The following is a 16685-nucleotide window of genomic DNA, read 5'->3' as shown; positions in this document are numbered from 1 at the left end:
TTTTTACGATTTTGATGTATAATTAACTACGCCTCTCAGGACGGCCACCCTTGTCTTATGATTTTTACGATTTTGATGTATAATTAACTACGCCTCTCAGGACGGCCACCCTAAGAGGCGCGGAAAGGAACGGATCGCTTCCCACCTTGGCCATAATGGGCCGACACTTAGTAGGATCATCCTTTCCATTTTCATAAACCTGAACGGATACATGGGGATAAGCCCCGTATGACAAGAATAGGATACGAAAATGACGATAACAATAGCACAAACAATCGGCATTGACATTTCAAAAGATACGCTCGATGTCGCTTTTTACCCAGATGAACGGTCCCGCCAGTTCAAAAATACCCCTGATGGCCATCGGGCCTTGATCAGGTGGCTCACGGCCTATGATGTGACCCGCCTTATCTTTGAAGCCACAGGTGCTTACCATCACGAGCTGGAAAGAACCTTAAGAAAACAAGGCCTTCCCGCCATTAAAGTCAATCCAAAACAGGCCAAACGCTTTGGGCAGGCCACGGGAAGGCTGGCCAAAACAGATCGGGCCGATGCCTATATGCTGGCACAATTTGGCGCAGTTCTCAAGCCAGATCCCGGCACATTCAAATGTGATATTCTGGATCAGCTCACGGAACTTCTGAGCGCGCGCCAGGCGTTAATTAAAAACCAGATAGCTCAAAAGAATCGTTTGAAAACAAAACGCAATCCCTTGCTGCAAAGTCAGGGCAAGCAACATTTAAAACAAATCAAAGCCATTGAGAAGGAATGCCGTGGCCTGATAAAACAAGATCAGGGCTTACAAGATCGTTTCTTAATCCTGGAGAGCATACCTGGCCTTGGTTTCATTACCTCTCTTTCCATTTTGGCTCATATGCCTGAGCTTGGTAAGATGAATGAGAAGCAAGTCGCGAGCTTAGCGGGTTTGGCACCGATCACGCGGCAGTCTGGGAAGTGGCAAGGCAAGTCTTTTATTCAGGGTGGGCGGAAAAATATCAGAGACGCGCTTTACATACCGGCTTTGGTTGCGGTGCGCTTTAACAAAGATTTTGAAGATAAATACCAAGCGTTATTGGGGGCTGGAAAGCTAAAAAAAGTGGCTCTGGTGGCGATCATGAGAAAAATGCTCATCCTGGCAAATGCCCTCTTGAGAGATCAAAGAAAATGGACGGAAATTAAAGCTTGACTAACACGGATACTAAGTGGGTCACAATTTCATCTTTTCTGTAGGGGGGAATTATCCATTAAGGTCATGTAACTTGGTCATAAGTTTATGTAAGCTGATCATTGTGGTGTCATGCTTTATTGGAAATTCATCGTCGCCGCCATAAACGACAAATCTCTTCGTCGCTCCTATATCTTCACAGGCGCTATAAAAGCCAGGCTTGATTTTGGGAACAAGGCCTGTCTTGATTTCAATAGCCCAAGTTTCCCTACTGGATATTTTAAGCACGAGATCAATTTCCGCACCAGCGGAGGTGCGGTAAAAATAAGCGGTAATATTGCCGGGCAGAATAGATAATATATTTTCCATGACAAACCCTTCCCAACTCTTACCCAAAACAGGGTTGGAAAGAAGCGTATCATAATTTGAAATGTCGAGTAAACGGTGGAGAATACCACTATCACGAATATAAAAACGGGGGGACTTTACAAGACGTTTTTTAACATTGGTATGCCAAGGCTCAAGGCGGCGTACCAATAAGAGATCACCTAAAATATCTAAATAATGACTGACTGTTTTGCTATCCACTTCAAGGTTGCTTGCAAGGGTCGAGTAATTAATCACTTCCCCTTGCAAATGAGCCAGCATTGTCCAAAGCCGCCTTAATCTAACCGCAGGAACCCTAAATCCCATTTGGGGGATATCCCGTTCCAGATAAGTACGGATTAAATCCTCAAGCCAAGTCATGCTGAGCGCGTCTGTATCTGAAAGATAGCTTTCAGGAAAGCCCCCCCTCAACCAAATTTTTTGAATATCAGCAGGGTTTTTAACAGGGACTTCCAACAGATTAAGTCCCGTCATTTCCAAATAACTAATCCGCCCCGCGAGGCTTTCAGAGGATTGTCTTAATAAATCCATGGAAGCAGAGCCTAACAAAAGAAATTGCCCTGTTTTACGTCCCGCGCGTCTATTCTGATCGATCACACCACGTAACACTGCAAAAAGCTCAGGGGTGCGTTGGATTTCGTCTAAAATAATGAGTTTATCATTATGCTGTGAGAGGTAAGATATAGGATCACTTAATTTAATTAGGTCAGCAGGAGATTCAAGATCAAGGTAAAGAAATGGCCTCCCTTGTGACATGGTTTGAGCAAGCGTAGTTTTACCCACTTGCCGTGACCCTAGTAGAACAACAGCAGGAGAATGCCGCACCGATTGCTCAAGTTTATGTGTGATCCATCTTTTTAACATACCTTGCATATTCGTATAGTTATTACGAAATTGCAAGGTATAAATAAAATTATTAAAATCGGTTGTGAGGTCATGGTGAGGCTAAAATATGATAGATTAGGCGCTTCTAGGCCTTCTTAATCATACCAATAAATTACGTAGCAGAAGTAGACTGAGCAATGCTCTGGGCCACTAAATTGGCGGCTTCTTTTATAGGATCAGACGCCAGATGAGCATATCGAGCCGTAGTTTGTATTTGGGTATGACCAAGCAGCTTCCCTACCATGGGCAGGCTCATACCAAGGGCAATGGCATTGCTGGCAAAAGAATGGCGTAGGTCATGAATTCTCACGTTAGCCAATCCTGCTTTGGCCCTAATCCGACGCCAGGGATGCTGTAGGTCAGTAAGATATGATCCCTCCAACTTGCCCCTAATGACATAGGGATTACCTTCCTGCCGCTCAATGTTCTTAAGAACTTCAACGGCGGCATCGCCAAGATAAACCGTCTTGGCGCCCGTTTTACTGTCAGGTAGATGAAGTTCGTTAGCTTCAAAGTCCGCATGGGCCCACTCAAGTTTCTGGATTTCCCCAAGGCGGCAGCCAGTGTACATCAGTAGTCGATAAGCATTGATACAGGAATGGGTTTCTTCGCCACTGGCTTCAACTTCATCCAATACCTCCGCAAGGCGAATAAATTCTTCCTTGGATAAAAACCGTTCCCGCCCTTTCTCGGGATATTTCTTCACATGTCGGCAAGGGTTGCTGCCATCCTGCCGCAATCCCCATATTTCGGCCAAATTCATCATCTTGGATAATACCCCAAGTGTCCGATTAGCTTGATAGGGTATATGATGGAGATTATGATGCATGGCCGCCACATCAGGCCTGGCAACATCCATGATCTTATATTTACCCAGGGCACCATTGATAAAATGCTCTACGGATCTTTTATATTCATATGCGGTGGAAGCTTTGCAGTGCGTAGGGACATATTCTTCTAAAAACTTCTTTCCCAGATCAGCAATGGTCAGAGCCTTCTTATGAGCGCGCAATTCTTCAGAAGGATCTATGCCATGTTTGACTTGAGATAATATACCAATGGTCTTGGTGCGCGCCTGATCGACGGTAAGGGTGCCATGTGTACCAATGGTGTATTTCTTCTGTTTTCCCTTCAGGCGGCACTTAAGAGCATAAGTTTTTTTACCTGACGGCCATACCCGAATGCCAAAGCCTCTAAGCTCTGAATCCCAGATGACATATTCAGTATCTTTAGAACTCAAGGCATCTATAGCCCGCTTGGTTAGTTTTGGCATGACAGTGCAATCTTCATAAGTTTAAAGGTACCACATAGGTACCAAACGAACAGTATTCAGGGATGTGCACAGAATAGCAGGTCGCCGAACTATGTCAAGTAAATTGAGTTAAAACAATCAGTTAGATATGTAAATGGCTTTAGGGAGCTACAAGAATATTCAGGTCGCAGGGCCATTATCCAAACTCATAACCTGAAGGTCCTTGGTTCAAATCCAACCCCCGCAACCAAATTAAAAGGCAGTTAACTCATTGAGTTAGCTGCTTTTTTTGTTTGTATCGTGACCCTTATTTGACATGAATTGGCCTTTGTTATACCCTATTAAGGTGTCGCACAAGGCTCACACAAAAACGCACAGATCTGATCGTGCAACAAGTGAGAGGTAATAACATGCAAATACATCGAATTTTAGGAGATAAAGTTAGGATATACCGCCGAGCCAAAAAGGGCAGTTGGCATGCGTCAACTTACATTAGTGGCAAGGAACGCCGAAAGAGTACCAAGAAGAAAAGTCTCGCAGAGGCAAAAGACGTTGCCGAGGATTGGTACATCGATCTCAGAGGTAAGGCGCGGCATGGTGAGTTGAAGAGCGGTAAAACATTCGCCCAAGCGGCTGAGCTGTTCACTTCCGAATATGAAGCGCTTACGGCCGGTCGCCGCAGCCCCAAATGGGTCGAAGGCCACAAAGCACGCTTACGGCTTCATATCCTTCCCTTTATGGGGCATATGTATCTCAATGACATTGAAAAAGGCATTGGTCAGGCTTACCGTGTTCATCGCATGACCAAGCCAGAGGACTGGCCCGAAGAGGGTGATGAGGGTTACAAACCCTGGAAAGCGCCTGCTCAGAAAACAATCCACAATGAAATTGTGACCATGAATATGACTTTTGTGACAGCAGAAGAGCATGGTTGGATTGATGCGGTGCCCAACCTTAAAAATCGTTATAGCAAGGAAAGCAAGATAAGCCATCGGCCGTGGTTTACGCCCAAAGAATATAAACAGTTCTATGAAGCCACTCGGGCAAATGCCGCGAACCCTAAAAAAATACAGTTCAAATGGTATGCCGAACAGCTGCATGACTATGTGCTCTTCATGGCAAACACAGGGCTTCGACCAGACGAGGCGTTACAGTTACAGTTCCAAGATGTTGAGATTGTGGATGACGATCTCACGAACGAGACTATTCTTGAAATTGAAGTGCGCGGCAAGCGCGGGGTCGGCTTTTGTAAAAGTATGCCGGGGGCGGTGCGCCCCTTTATTAGGCTACGAGACAGGATGAAGCACAAAAAGTCAAAGGGTGATGCGGATGAATATCCTGGGCCAACAGACATACTGTTCCCCAGCAATTACAAGAAAATGCTGAACGGCATTCTTAATGATGAAAATCTGAAGTTTGACAGGGAAGGGAAAGCCCGGACCTCATACAGTTTACGTCATAGCTATATCTGCTTCCGCCTTCTTGAAGGGGCCGACATTTATCAGGTGGCTAAGAATTGTAGAACATCTGTAGAGATGATCGAAAAACACTATGCCGCGCACTTGAAGGATATGATTGATACTTCATTGGTGAATGTGAGGCGAACGAAGAATGTTAAAGAGATCTAATTTGTACTAAAAGCCATTATATTGAATTTTCTAATAATGCTCTTATATATTTAATAACGAATTGGCGGTTGAACCCATTACAGGGTTATTAGCCTTCATTCTTGCGCGCCTGTTTTTCGACAAGACTGCAGTTCGATTTAAATTGAAACTGTGGAATTTTATGGAGATTAATATGCAGTCAAACAACTCTAAAATGAAAAGTGCAATTCCCCCTCGCCGCACTATTTCACAGCTATCCATTATGTTTTGCATTAGATAGAAGTATTATTAATTTAGTATACAAGGCTAGATGCAGATGCTGAAGTGAATTGCAGATCTCCAGAGGGCAATCAAACAGAGCTAATGTATGCATGTAAATTGGGGGAATTCAATATTGTGCAAGCTCTTATTGAAAAGGGAGCTAGAATAAATGACGAAGCACCCAGAGATAAAACGGCTCTGATGTTTGCTAGTGAGCAGGGACGCTTGAAAATTGTCAAATTATTAATTAAAGTTGGAGTTGATCTTAATGCGCGAGCTTGCAATGGCGAATTCTCCGCAATTGATTACACAGGTTGGTTTGGAAGTCCTATATATGATGATGACGGAGGACATACGAAAGTTATGCCTTATCAAATAAAACAAGGTGGAACATGGGGTGATGGCGACTGAAATCATAAGGCACTAGAAGTTTTAGATTTTCCGAATAACTCATATCCAACAAATGACTTTAACTCATGCTAATCTGCTTCAACGATAAGAGCGCGCTTGATGGTGTGGTGGGAAACGTTGAAAGCTAGGGCGGGCTGCCATTGAATTGCCATTATAGGTAGATTAACTTATAGCATTAAGTAAAAGATAAACATGAGAAAATTATGATGGCAAAAAAACAGAAAAGCCCTAAAAATAAATTCGAGTAAAGACCGTTAAAAAACTTTTTGCTTGTTCTGGCAATTTATGTGCAATGCCACAATGCGCTAACGCATTATTTAGAAAGAATGGAGCTTTATGCAGGCCAGCATAGAAGAAAATGGGGTGTAGAAAATAATGGTTTATGCCTTCTATTAGTATGGACAAACGAAATTATACAGCGAGGTACAGGTTGGTATCCTAGTGACCAATGATTTGATCAGAGCAACTTAAGCCCAGAAATCTCACGAGGATTTTTTTGAGGGCTATTTTTTCTCTCCGCGTTTATTTTCCAGTGCGTTTTCTGATTTTTGGTTGAGTTGTGTAATTTGTCTGAGGACATAATGTTGATTTTGGTAGTATTTGGGATTTCTCGCTCTTCTTTTCAGGTTTTAGACAAGCGAAAGGCCTCCCCAATATGGAGAGTTTCTGCATTTCGACCTATGTCGACATCATGCCGCCGGGCTTATTATGTGGGGGCGAGGGCGGCATGGACTTTGAAGAATATATTCTGGTAGGGATATGCATCGGGCATTGATATTTTAATTCTGCGCACTGAATATATGACACGTGCCCCGACCTTCAATAGTTTGAGACGTATGGTATTTGGAACAGCTTTGGCTAACTTGGTTCCTTGCAAAGCCTCGCGCCGGATGCCATCAATCAGGACATAGGCAAAACCGGCCATGATCAGGCGAAGCTGATTGGCGCGGTAATCATGGGCACTCATACGGTCCCCGAACAGATCAAGCTGACAATCTTTGATGCGGTTTTCCATATCGCCTCTGGGGCAGTATATATCTTTATAGACTTCTTTTGGCGTTGCCGTCTTCCGGGTAAGCGAGTTGACGAGAAACCGGCATTGTGGTTTCTTGCCTGGTCGATGTTCTGCCTTGACAATAACTCTGCGGGGCCACGCCCAGCTTTCGCTTTTAGTCCTATGATAGAAATCCCCGTAAGCTCGCGTGGGTTCATTCGTGTCGATCATCCCTTTGGCAGCCTTGCCCCGAACTTTCTGTGCTTTTTTGAGTAAGTTATTATTACGCGCCAGACCAAACACATAATTGATACTGTTATTCTCACACCATTTTATAAGGTTTTCCCGAACGAATCCACTGTCCCTGCGCACGAGAATTTTTACCTTGGGCCAGCGGGTCTTGATCATTCTGATAATGCGACGGATGACATTACGTGATCCACGGGCACCATCGATATTACTGGGACGCAGCTGGGCCAGCAGAAGGTAATGTCCGCAAAAGATATAAAGGGGCAGGAAACAACGCTCCTCATAGTACCCGTGAAAGAAACTGTTTTCCTGATGACCATGGGCTTTAATATCTGTGGCGTCAATATCCAGTGTGATTTCTTTATGGACTGTTTCATGACTATCCAGAAAGATGTCGGTGAACAGGTTGGATAGTTTTTTCAGGTTGGGCACCATCTGGTGATAGCGGGGATTACCGGCTTCCCGGGAATGTTCCAACCGGTTGAGAGTGGATTTTCCCGCCAGTGGTGCCGGGGTTTTATCCTTTAACGTTAAGCAAGAAGAGGCCAGTAGCTTAATAGCCGGATCATTCCTCAATGTGTCATGATCATTAATATCTTCATAGCCCAGCGCCATGCCGCAAACTCTCTGGGAAAGCAGGGTGGGCAGCTGATGCTTTATACGCAAAGGGTCCCGATGGTCTGTAAAACAGGCCGCCATACGGTCAAAAAGATTAATCTGTTCTGCCCGTTCCCGTAACAGAAGAACACCAGCATTAGAGGTGATTTCTCCACCGTCAAAAGCCGCCAATAATGTTCGGGATCCAAAATCTGTAAAACGCATAAAATACTCACTCAACACATTGATAATATGAGGTTATTTATATATATTTGTTGATGTTGTTTCCAGAGAAAAATCATTAAAAACCCTTGGTCTTATCCTGCTTTTTTGTTATGTTCCATGGATGTTAATCGTCTTTATTTATAATGTTTGGACCTCTCATGCCTGTCAGTAAAAATCGCAGAAAAAATAAAACCAAGAATACGAAAAAACCTGCCATTAAAGTGCTTCAAAAAAAGAAGCCTGCTGCAGATGTTTCTCAAGATATTCCTGACCGTAAATTCATGGAAAAGATGATGGCGCAGATCACAAATGCAGCTTTTGCCCCTGACCCTTTTGCCGGAGATGGTTTGTTGGAGGCGCCTGATCATCAGGACCCTTTAAGACAGGCACAGGATATGATGTATGATGCCTGGGAAGCAGACACAAAAAGGGAAAGAATTGCACTGGCTAGGCAGGCCTTGAAAATCTCTGATCTCTGCGCGGATGCTTATCTCTTACTGGCAGAAGAAGAGGCAAAAGACATCATTCAGGCCAGAAAATATTATGAACAAGCTGTGGATGCGGGCAGACAAGCTCTTGGCGACGCGTTATTCGAAGATGCTGAAGGTGATTTTTGGCTTGTTTTGGAAACCCGTCCCTTTATGCGTGCCAAGGCGGCATTGGCACAAACCCTATGGGACTTGGGTGAGCGGCAAGAGGCGGCGGAGCATGTGAAACATATGCTGCAGCTTAATCCGGGTGATAATCAGGGCATGCGTACTATTTTGAAGAGCTGGCTATTTACCTTAAATGATTTTGCGGGTGTTGAAGAACTTCTGGTGGAATATGAAGAAGACAGCCTTGCCGAATGGTGCTATAGCAAGGCGTTCCTCATGTTCAGACAATCTGGGGCCAAGTCCTCCGGGGCAATCCGGGTGTTGAAACATGCTGTGGAGACTAACCATTTTGTCCCTGATCTATTGTTGGGCACAAAACGAATGCCAAAAAGCTTGCCGCCCCATTACAGTATCGGTTCAAAAGAGGAAGCGATTATATATGTGGATCAAAACCGGGAAAACTGGTCCGCGACCAAAGGTGCCCTGCAATGGCTCGCAGAGAATAGATAAAACAAAAAACACACTGTTTTTTTGAACGCCTTGAAATTCCAGATACTATATTGATTATAAAGATAAAATCAGAATAAGGTTAAAACCCGGTGAGATATGCGGGTTAAGGGCGATTTTTCTCTCCCTATTAAACCATCAAGCAGGGTTCGTCGAATACTCCCACCTCATGGTCATTTCAATACTCTGAAAACTGATCCGCTATTTCATTGGTGTAGCCAATCAGTACGGATGCTGTTGTTTTTTCTCGGGAAGCATGGGCTGCATTCTCTGTTATTTGTAAGGTCGCTTTTAGGTGAGATTTAAACAATCTCCATGCGTTTGATGGAGTAGTAATACTATCGAAGCGACCATGAACAATAAACATAGGGATACGATTAATTTTATCGATGTTATCAAGGATTTGATCTTCAGTAATGAAGCAACCATTGGTTAAATAATGACATTCAACGATTCCGTTTGCTATATCTTTTTCTTCATTTACATCAGGCCCACTATCCATTGGCTCAAGGAAGAAACCATTTGATTCCCAACTTACAAAAGCAAGGGCCGCTTGGTGTGCCAATTCTTTATTATCCCCCTTAATGATGTTGTAGTAACTTCCTAATAAGTCATCTTGTTTATCAAGAGGGATAAGATTTTTATAATTTTCAAATTCTTCTGGAAAAACTAGGCTCATACCCTCTTGGCAAAGGTGAGCCGTTTCAGCCTTGGTGGCCAGAAAAATTCCTCTCAATATAAGTGCCAAAGTTCTTGATGGGTATTTTTCAGCATACAGAAGTGAAAGAGTGGAGCCCCACGATCCTCCAAATATAGCCCATTTTTCAATATGTAATTTCTTGCGAATTATTTCGATGTCTTCAATTAAATCTTTGGTTTCGTTATTTTCAATGCATCCGAGAGGGCGAGAACGACCACAGCCTCTTTGGTCGAACAAAATAATTCTGTATTTGGTAGGATCAAAAAATTGCCGATCTTCCGAACTGTAACCTCCACCTGGTCCACCGTGGATAAAAATAACGGGTAAGCCTCCAGGGTTGCCGCATTCTTCTACGTGAATTACATGAGGCGTTGTTACGGGTAATTCAAATTGATTATAGGGTGTTATTGGTGGAAATAATGAATTCATTGGGTTTTATTTTTCTAATTTTTATTTTTATTATAAAGAGGCTCATAGGAGAAGTCCCTTGAGCTAACCAAATCCTCTATTAAATTTCTTCATTTAACAAAAATTCGAGGATTAATCTTCCCTAAATGAATAGACCCGCCAGCTTTCATTTTCCATAAATTAAATACAATATTTTACCTGTAAGGGAGAAATAACTTACTCAGATTTCTCTGAAATTAACAATATAAAGAGGGGATAAAGTGGGGTGTGTTGACATTGTGAAAGAGAGGTGTAATCATATTGAGATACCGTAATGATGATATTTGAGTGCTGAGATAAATTAATATCGGGCACCTTTTTGGTTTGATAATGGACAAGAAAAATTCAAAAAAATACCGGAAAATACCCGGTAAATTAACGGCTATGATGACGGCCTTTAGTGAAAATGAGTCCATTTTGCGTAAATACTTGCGCCGTTTTTCCTCAAATTATCATGACATTGAAGATATTACTCAAGAAACTATTTTGAGAGCCTTGAAAGCCGAGAAAAAACAAAAAATTGATGAACCTAAAGCTTTTCTTTTTGGCATTGCCAGAAATGTGGTGCGCAAAGAACTTGATAAAAAATCAAAATCTCTGGTGGATTATATAGAGGATTTTGATGATGAAAGGTACGTCTCTAATGAACCATCTTTAGAAGACAGCCTGGACAGTCATCAACGTATGCTCATTTTTGGGGAAGCTCTTTCTACACTTCCTGTTCAATGCCGGAAAGTATTTATGCTAAAGAAGGTATATGGATATTCGCATCTTGAAATTTCAAATAAACTTGGAATTTCAATAAGCACTACGGAGAAGCATGTTGCCTCCGGCTTGAAAAGATGTGGTGAATTTATGGACCGGCGAATGAATCAAGAAGAAGGTAAAAAAACACCATTTTCTAATTTGTTCAAAAGTACTACATAAGGAGCATTAGTAATTTTATTTACTAAAAATATACAAAATGACTAAGGAAAATTTTGCAAATAAGTCGCCCGATATTACGACTGAAGCTTGTGCTTGGATTGCGCAACTTGAGACGGGTAACATGTCTGAAAAGGATTCAGAGGCTTTAGGCGAATGGATTAATCGTAGTCCTCGGCATTTGCAGGAAATTAAGAAATTTGCTCAGCTATCGGGAGATATTAATGTTCTCGCTGGTTTCGCAGGCCCGCTAAATGTGGCAGCGAAAGAACGCCTAGCAGTAAGCAGAAATAAATCTACAGGCAGTGTCTTGAAGGGGCGGCGTTTCGCCGTCGCATGTGTTGCTTTGGTTTGTGTCTTGGCCGTTGGGTTAGTGACTTTAAACCAAACAGCGCAGGGACCATATTTAATAACAACAGTGATTGGCGGGTTGGAAGAAGTAACCCTGTCTGATGGCTCTGTTGTTAAATTAAACACGAATAGCCAGGTGGAAATTAATTTTGATGAGAACCAACGTCGGGTAAGATTACTTAGAGGTGAAGCTTTTTTTGAAGTAGCTCATAATAAGAAAAGACCGTTCATTGTTTATGCGGGCGATAAGTTTGTCCGGGCCGTGGGCACAGCTTTTTCAGTAAGGTGGACACAAGGTGACCTTACAATTACGGTATCGGAAGGGCGCGTTTCTTTTGCACCAATTATAAGGGGGGTTACAGCCCAGCCCGTTGTCGAAAGCCAAATAAAAGAAGATACGGAAAAAGTGACTGTTGCAAGCTTAGTTGCCCCATTATTGATAGATGCTGGTCAGAAACTCACTTTGCCAGAGGAAGAGATGGATAATTTAATTGAAGAAATTACGAAGCGTGAACTTGTTAGCGAAATGTCTTGGCAATCAGGTATCTTAGACTTTACACAACGCCCTCTAATTGAGATCATCGAAGAAATCAATCGTTACACAGATGTGAAAATTGAAATAACGGACCCAAGACTAAGAAAGCTTAGGTTTAGTGGTATTTTCCGAACAGGAGAAACGGGCCCGTTGTTCGAAGCCCTTGAATTATCATTTGATATCGAAGTTGATCGTGTAAACGATAAATTTGTTCGTATTCGTCCATCTGACGGATAGAAATAGTCACGAATTCCTTTTGAAATAACTCATTTTACAAAATTATAAGTTAATATTTTTTGGAGTAGTTAAAGGCTTTGAGAGGCAATGTGACATAAAAATTAAAGAAATGTGAATTTTTATATAGCGGTTTTAGAAGTCAAAGGGAACTTCCCCAATGAGACCGCTTTTGGCGTTCGGAAATACGTAATGAAAAAAAGTCAAAATGGGAGTTTATGCAGAGTGTTAAAAAGGACATGGGTAATTCTTTGTCTTTTGTGGATGAGCAGTATGTGGACGCACTTAGCGGCTGCAACGGAAAAGTTTGATCTGTCAATATCGGCAAAGCCGATAGCAGCCGCAGTAAAAACTCTCTCATATCAAACCAAACATTCAGTATTGTTTCAAGTTGATGAATTAGGGAATTTTCAGACGAAAGCTATTTCGGGAAGTTATTCCATTTTTGAGGCGCTAAAGGTGCTTCTGGCAGGAACAAATCTCGTAGGGGGTCTCACGGATAGCGGGGTGATTGTCGTCTCGCTAAGTAAAGGTGCGTTAGCACAAAACCGGGAGGAACCCAAAGTGAACAAAAACATTAAACGATCTCTGTTGGCAAGTGTGTCGGCTTTCTTGTTTGGAACTGGAATGCAGGCTGGAGCTATGGCTCAGGATGTGGATGCAGTGGCAGATAATGAAATAACAATGGATGTTATTACTGTGACGGCGCAGAAACGATCGCAATATATTGGAGATATTCCGATCAGTATTGTAGCGATTGGTGCTAAAGAGCTGAAGGAACGAGGGATTAATAACTTTCAAGACTTGAGCATTGCAGTACCAGGCCTTGCAGTAGTGGGTTCTGGGGCTTATTCTCGAAGGATATTTATGCGTGGTGTGGCAAATATAGCTGGTGCCTCTTCTTTGGTTGGGCTTTATGTGGATGAAATTCCTGTATCAACCAACCCGATTTTTGAACTTGATTTGCGACTTTTTGATCTAGAAAGAGTAGAGGTACTTCGAGGCCCGCAAGGTACTTTGTATGGCCAAGGTTCGGCTGGGGGCACTATTCGGTTCATTACCAAGAGCCCTGATTTAGAAGAATTTGGTGGACATGCAGATATAGAATCATCTTTTACTAAAGGTGGGGAGGCTAGTCAGAAAATACAATCCGTAATAAATGTGCCGCTCATTACGGATGAATTGGCAATCCGTGTTGCAGGAACATTCGAAAATGCAGGGGGGTGGATAGATCAGCCCGCTGCTCTCCAAAAGAACACCAATGATCAAAATTTAACTAATGTGCGAATAAAGGCTTTATGGCAACCAAATGAATTTTTGGATGTAAGCCTCATGGCGAATATACACCGTAATAATGCGGGTTATGACTCAGGAGAAGATGAAAATGGTAACTATACGCAGGTCTTTGATTTGCAAACAATACCGTCAATAGAGGATAATTATGAACTCTATAACCTGACCGCGAATTATGATTTTGGTTCTGTGAATTTAGTCAGTGCAACGAGCTATCTTTCATCAGATAAAAAAATCGAGGCTGTTGGCTCGCTTTTTCCCCTTGCGCCTCCGCCTATTCCCGCCTTCCACATAATACAGCCGGATGATTTAAATATCGAAGTTTTCAATCAAGAAATTAGGTTGGGTTCCAGCGAAGAGGGGCCATGGCAGTGGACTGTGGGGGGGTTCTTCCGGGATGCGCAATTAGGCCGATTAATAGGGCCCGCCTTTTTAGGTCTGCCTGGCCCGCTACCTGATGGAGCCGCACCGATCATTCTTACCTTGGATGACTCTTCTAGGTCATGGGCTGTATTTGGCAATACCAGCGTTGAGCTTGGGGAAAGGTTGGAATTTGGTGCTGGCTTGCGATATTTCAAAGATAAAGCTGAATTTTTTGATGGTGCCGTCATGTTAAAGGATACATTTGATAGTTTGAATCCGAGGCTTTATGTGAACTTTGATGTGTCAGAAGATTCAATGATTTATGTAAGTGCAGCAAAAGGGTTTCGTAGTGGAAAATTTAATCTACTAGGGCAACCTAAAGCAGGCCCGGAATCTGTATGGACTTATGAATTGGGTGTCAAAGCCACAATGTTAGATGGTATGTTTGATGGGGAAATTGCACTCTTTTACAGTGATTATAAAGATTATCAAATTTTTGGGATTTTCCAGGGAACCGGGGTTGGGATCATGTCCAACGGAGGAAAGGCAAGAATAAAAGGGGTTGAGTGGATATTTGATTGGAATATGAGCGATCATTTTACAATATCTTTTGACGGAAACTATGTCGATGCGAAATTTGTAGAAATAAACGCGACTTCCACGGCTTATATAGTCGGCGACCCTATTGATTATATACCAAAATATCAATTAACGGTTTCGGCAAAATATGATTTTGAATGGCAAGAAAAATCAGGTTTTATTCGTTTGGATTATAATCAGGTAGGTCGTTCTGTTCAAAGGAACAGAAGCATTGGCCCTCAATATTTCGGCCAATCTGATGAGATCAATATGCTCAATTTCAATATAGGTTTGCAATGGAATGATAGTTTGTCTTTTGGGGTGTATGCAAAGAATATTCTAAATGATCGCGGCCAACTACATGGGGGAGAATTTCTTGGTGCCGCACTTCGTTCACGGCCACGTACATTTGGGTTGCAGATGGGCCTGGGTTTTTAGGGTAGGAAATCTAAATAATCTTCAATTATTAGTCTGACTTTCCTTTTGGGGAGGGGAAGTCAGGTACATAATCTTGCATTTTCAAAATCAAAAATATATTTATTATAGTGATTATTTAAACATGTCCAATCAACGACACCCTAAACATGTGCCGGCATTAAATACCCTGACTAGTTTGGCTTATTCCGCGCCTGTAGTACCTGTATTATTACTTATAGCATCAACTAATGTTTTGCCGGGTATTTATTCAAAATATTACGGGCTTTCCCTAGCTGCTGTTTCGTTAGCTATGCTGATTGCTGGATTGTTTGATGCTTTCACAGATCCGAGTATTGGGTATTGGGCTGATCGCTATAATGCTCGAACAGGAAGTCGCAAACCATTTGTAATTGGCGGGGCGCTTTTTTTAATTCCCTCTGCTTGGTTTTTACTTAATCCAGGTGAATCGGTTACATTTATTTATTTTCTATTCTGGTATTTAGCATTTTATCTAGCTTATACACTATTTAATATTCCCCATTTAACCGTTGCCAAAGAGGTTTGTCGCCGGTCCGATGATCGGAATAAAATTTTTGCATATAGGTCTTTAGCGGGACTTATAGCATTTGCGATTTTTATGGTCATTCCAATGACATCACTGACCGAAGGTAATGAAATTACACCACAGGTGATGCATTATTTAGTAGTAACTGCGGGGATTCTTCTTCTTCCTATGCTTTATATTTATTTACGTTATCTTCCAACAAGTGCAGCGCGCCCTGAATTTTCCAAGAAATCTGAAAACCCCCTCAGGGCAATGAGGGAACTTACTAATAATAGCCCCTTAAAATTATATTTGTTGGGGACGGCTTCTTATTTTATAGCTATGTCATCGGATACTGCCCTTAAATTTTTGGTTATGTCGTCCTATCTTGATATGGGTAAATATTTTGGTTACCTTTTTTTGCTGACAATTATAGTTTCCATAATTGTTGTGAAACCGGGGCTTTGGTTTATAGAGCGGGTTGGCAAAAAGAAAGGGTGCCTTGTTGCTTTTGCATTTAATATATTGTCATTTTCGGCGATGCCATTAGTGCTTTTAAAAGGGGACTATAGCCTTCATCTCTACGCATTTTATAGTTTGAGTCTTGGTATTTCAACAGCGCTTGCAAATATAGCGTTTTACTCCATTCTTTCTGATGTATCTGATTATGGCACCTTAAAGTCAGGTATTGATAGATCGGCTACCTGTTTTTCACTTCAATCTCTTGCTCAAAAAACATTCATGGCCGTTGGGATTGCGATTTATATCGCTCTAGCGGATAGGTTTGGCTTTGATCCAGTCGCAAGCAGTCAAGATGAGGGTGTTTATTGGGGATTGGCCTTATTGATGGGGATTGTCCCCATTGTTTTTACATTGGTTGGAGGTCTGTTTATTTTCCTTATTCCTATTGATGAATGTCGACACGATATAATTCGAAGACGCCTAGATGCCCGTGAGGTGAGGTTTTGGCGCGATGCTGAAATTGACAAGTCAAGGAACGAAGAAAAAACATTGAAAATTGAATAGTTAGATGTGTACTAACCTTATTATATGTAAAAAAATATACGAAAATATTGTTGGGGATTCTAAAAGTAAAAACTAATATAGCAGAGAAAAATTCTGTGAACCAAAGGAAATACTCGTCCATCACAAATGGACGAAG

The 16685-nt window shown here is 42.1% G+C and carries 12 protein-coding genes; 8 read left to right on the top strand and 4 right to left on the bottom strand.

Features of this window, described 5'->3' with window-relative positions; genetic code table 11:
* The first annotated feature begins 250 nt into the window (after nucleotides 1-250).
* Nucleotides 251-1186 (top strand): IS110 family RNA-guided transposase, encoded by a 936-nt coding sequence (locus FIV45_RS12325; protein WP_099470704.1) that lies wholly within the window; start codon nucleotides 251-253, stop codon nucleotides 1184-1186.
* Nucleotides 1187-1237: 51 nt separating this feature from the next.
* On the opposite strand, the gene FIV45_RS12320 is transcribed toward FIV45_RS12325, so the two are convergent.
* Together FIV45_RS12320 and FIV45_RS12315 are read right to left on the bottom strand one after the other, a co-directional pair.
* Nucleotides 1238-2416: an ATP-binding protein gene (locus FIV45_RS12320; RefSeq protein ID WP_165776836.1), complete on the bottom strand. Its 1179-nt coding sequence runs from the start codon at nucleotides 2414-2416 to the stop codon at nucleotides 1238-1240.
* A gap of 133 nt (nucleotides 2417-2549) precedes the next feature.
* Nucleotides 2550-3710, bottom strand: coding sequence for a site-specific integrase (locus FIV45_RS12315; RefSeq protein WP_099470706.1), 1161 nt, complete (start codon nucleotides 3708-3710; stop codon nucleotides 2550-2552).
* A gap of 389 nt (nucleotides 3711-4099) precedes the next feature.
* On the opposite strand from FIV45_RS12315, the gene FIV45_RS12310 reads away from it, so the two are divergent.
* Together FIV45_RS12310 and FIV45_RS12305 are read left to right on the top strand one after the other, a co-directional pair.
* Complete coding sequence (locus FIV45_RS12310; protein ID WP_099472819.1) at nucleotides 4100-5317, top strand: site-specific integrase; 1218 nt, start codon at nucleotides 4100-4102, stop codon at nucleotides 5315-5317.
* Between the two features lie 303 nt (nucleotides 5318-5620).
* Nucleotides 5621-5968: an ankyrin repeat domain-containing protein gene (locus FIV45_RS12305; RefSeq protein ID WP_268939769.1), complete on the top strand. Its 348-nt coding sequence runs from the start codon at nucleotides 5621-5623 to the stop codon at nucleotides 5966-5968.
* Between the two features lie 706 nt (nucleotides 5969-6674).
* On the opposite strand, the gene FIV45_RS12295 is transcribed toward FIV45_RS12305, so the two are convergent.
* On the bottom strand, nucleotides 6675-8033 hold the full coding sequence (locus tag FIV45_RS12295) for an IS1380 family transposase (RefSeq protein WP_099471077.1): 1359 nt from the start codon (nucleotides 8031-8033) through the stop codon (nucleotides 6675-6677).
* A gap of 293 nt (nucleotides 8034-8326) precedes the next feature.
* Here FIV45_RS12295 and FIV45_RS12290 point away from each other — a divergent pair, with 293 nt between their 5' ends.
* Nucleotides 8327-9139: a hypothetical protein gene (locus FIV45_RS12290; protein WP_204844756.1), complete on the top strand. Its 813-nt coding sequence runs from the start codon at nucleotides 8327-8329 to the stop codon at nucleotides 9137-9139.
* A gap of 175 nt (nucleotides 9140-9314) precedes the next feature.
* Here the strand turns inward: FIV45_RS12290 and pip are convergent, their stop codons facing one another.
* Complete coding sequence (gene pip / locus FIV45_RS12285; protein ID WP_099471079.1) at nucleotides 9315-10265, bottom strand: prolyl aminopeptidase; 951 nt, start codon at nucleotides 10263-10265, stop codon at nucleotides 9315-9317.
* A 348-nt stretch (nucleotides 10266-10613) separates the two neighbouring features.
* Here pip and FIV45_RS12280 point away from each other — a divergent pair, with 348 nt between their 5' ends.
* The 4 genes from FIV45_RS12280 (at nucleotide 10614) to FIV45_RS12265 (ending at nucleotide 16549) form a co-directional block, all read left to right on the top strand.
* Entirely contained in the window at nucleotides 10614-11210 is a 597-nt protein-coding gene (locus tag FIV45_RS12280; RefSeq protein WP_099471080.1) for an RNA polymerase sigma factor, read from the top strand.
* Nucleotides 11211-11247: 37 nt separating this feature from the next.
* The gene (locus tag FIV45_RS12275) at nucleotides 11248-12330 is read left to right on the top strand and encodes a FecR family protein (RefSeq protein ID WP_099471081.1); all 1083 of its coding nucleotides are present in this window, start codon (nucleotides 11248-11250) and stop codon (nucleotides 12328-12330) included.
* A 189-nt stretch (nucleotides 12331-12519) separates the two neighbouring features.
* Nucleotides 12520-15000 carry a TonB-dependent receptor gene (locus tag FIV45_RS12270; protein ID WP_133118510.1) on the top strand — a complete coding sequence of 827 codons (2481 nt, stop codon included), beginning with the start codon at nucleotides 12520-12522 and terminating at the stop codon, nucleotides 14998-15000.
* A gap of 121 nt (nucleotides 15001-15121) precedes the next feature.
* On the top strand, nucleotides 15122-16549 hold the full coding sequence (locus tag FIV45_RS12265; protein ID WP_133118511.1) for an MFS transporter: 1428 nt from the start codon (nucleotides 15122-15124) through the stop codon (nucleotides 16547-16549).
* The last annotated feature ends 136 nt before the right edge of the window (nucleotides 16550-16685 follow it).

The organism is Paremcibacter congregatus, assembly GCF_006385135.1.
GTDB classification, from domain to species: domain Bacteria; phylum Pseudomonadota; class Alphaproteobacteria; order Sphingomonadales; family Emcibacteraceae; genus Paremcibacter; species Paremcibacter congregatus.
Note: the sequence above shows the minus strand (reverse complement) of the source record. Positions and strands in the feature narration are given on the sequence as shown.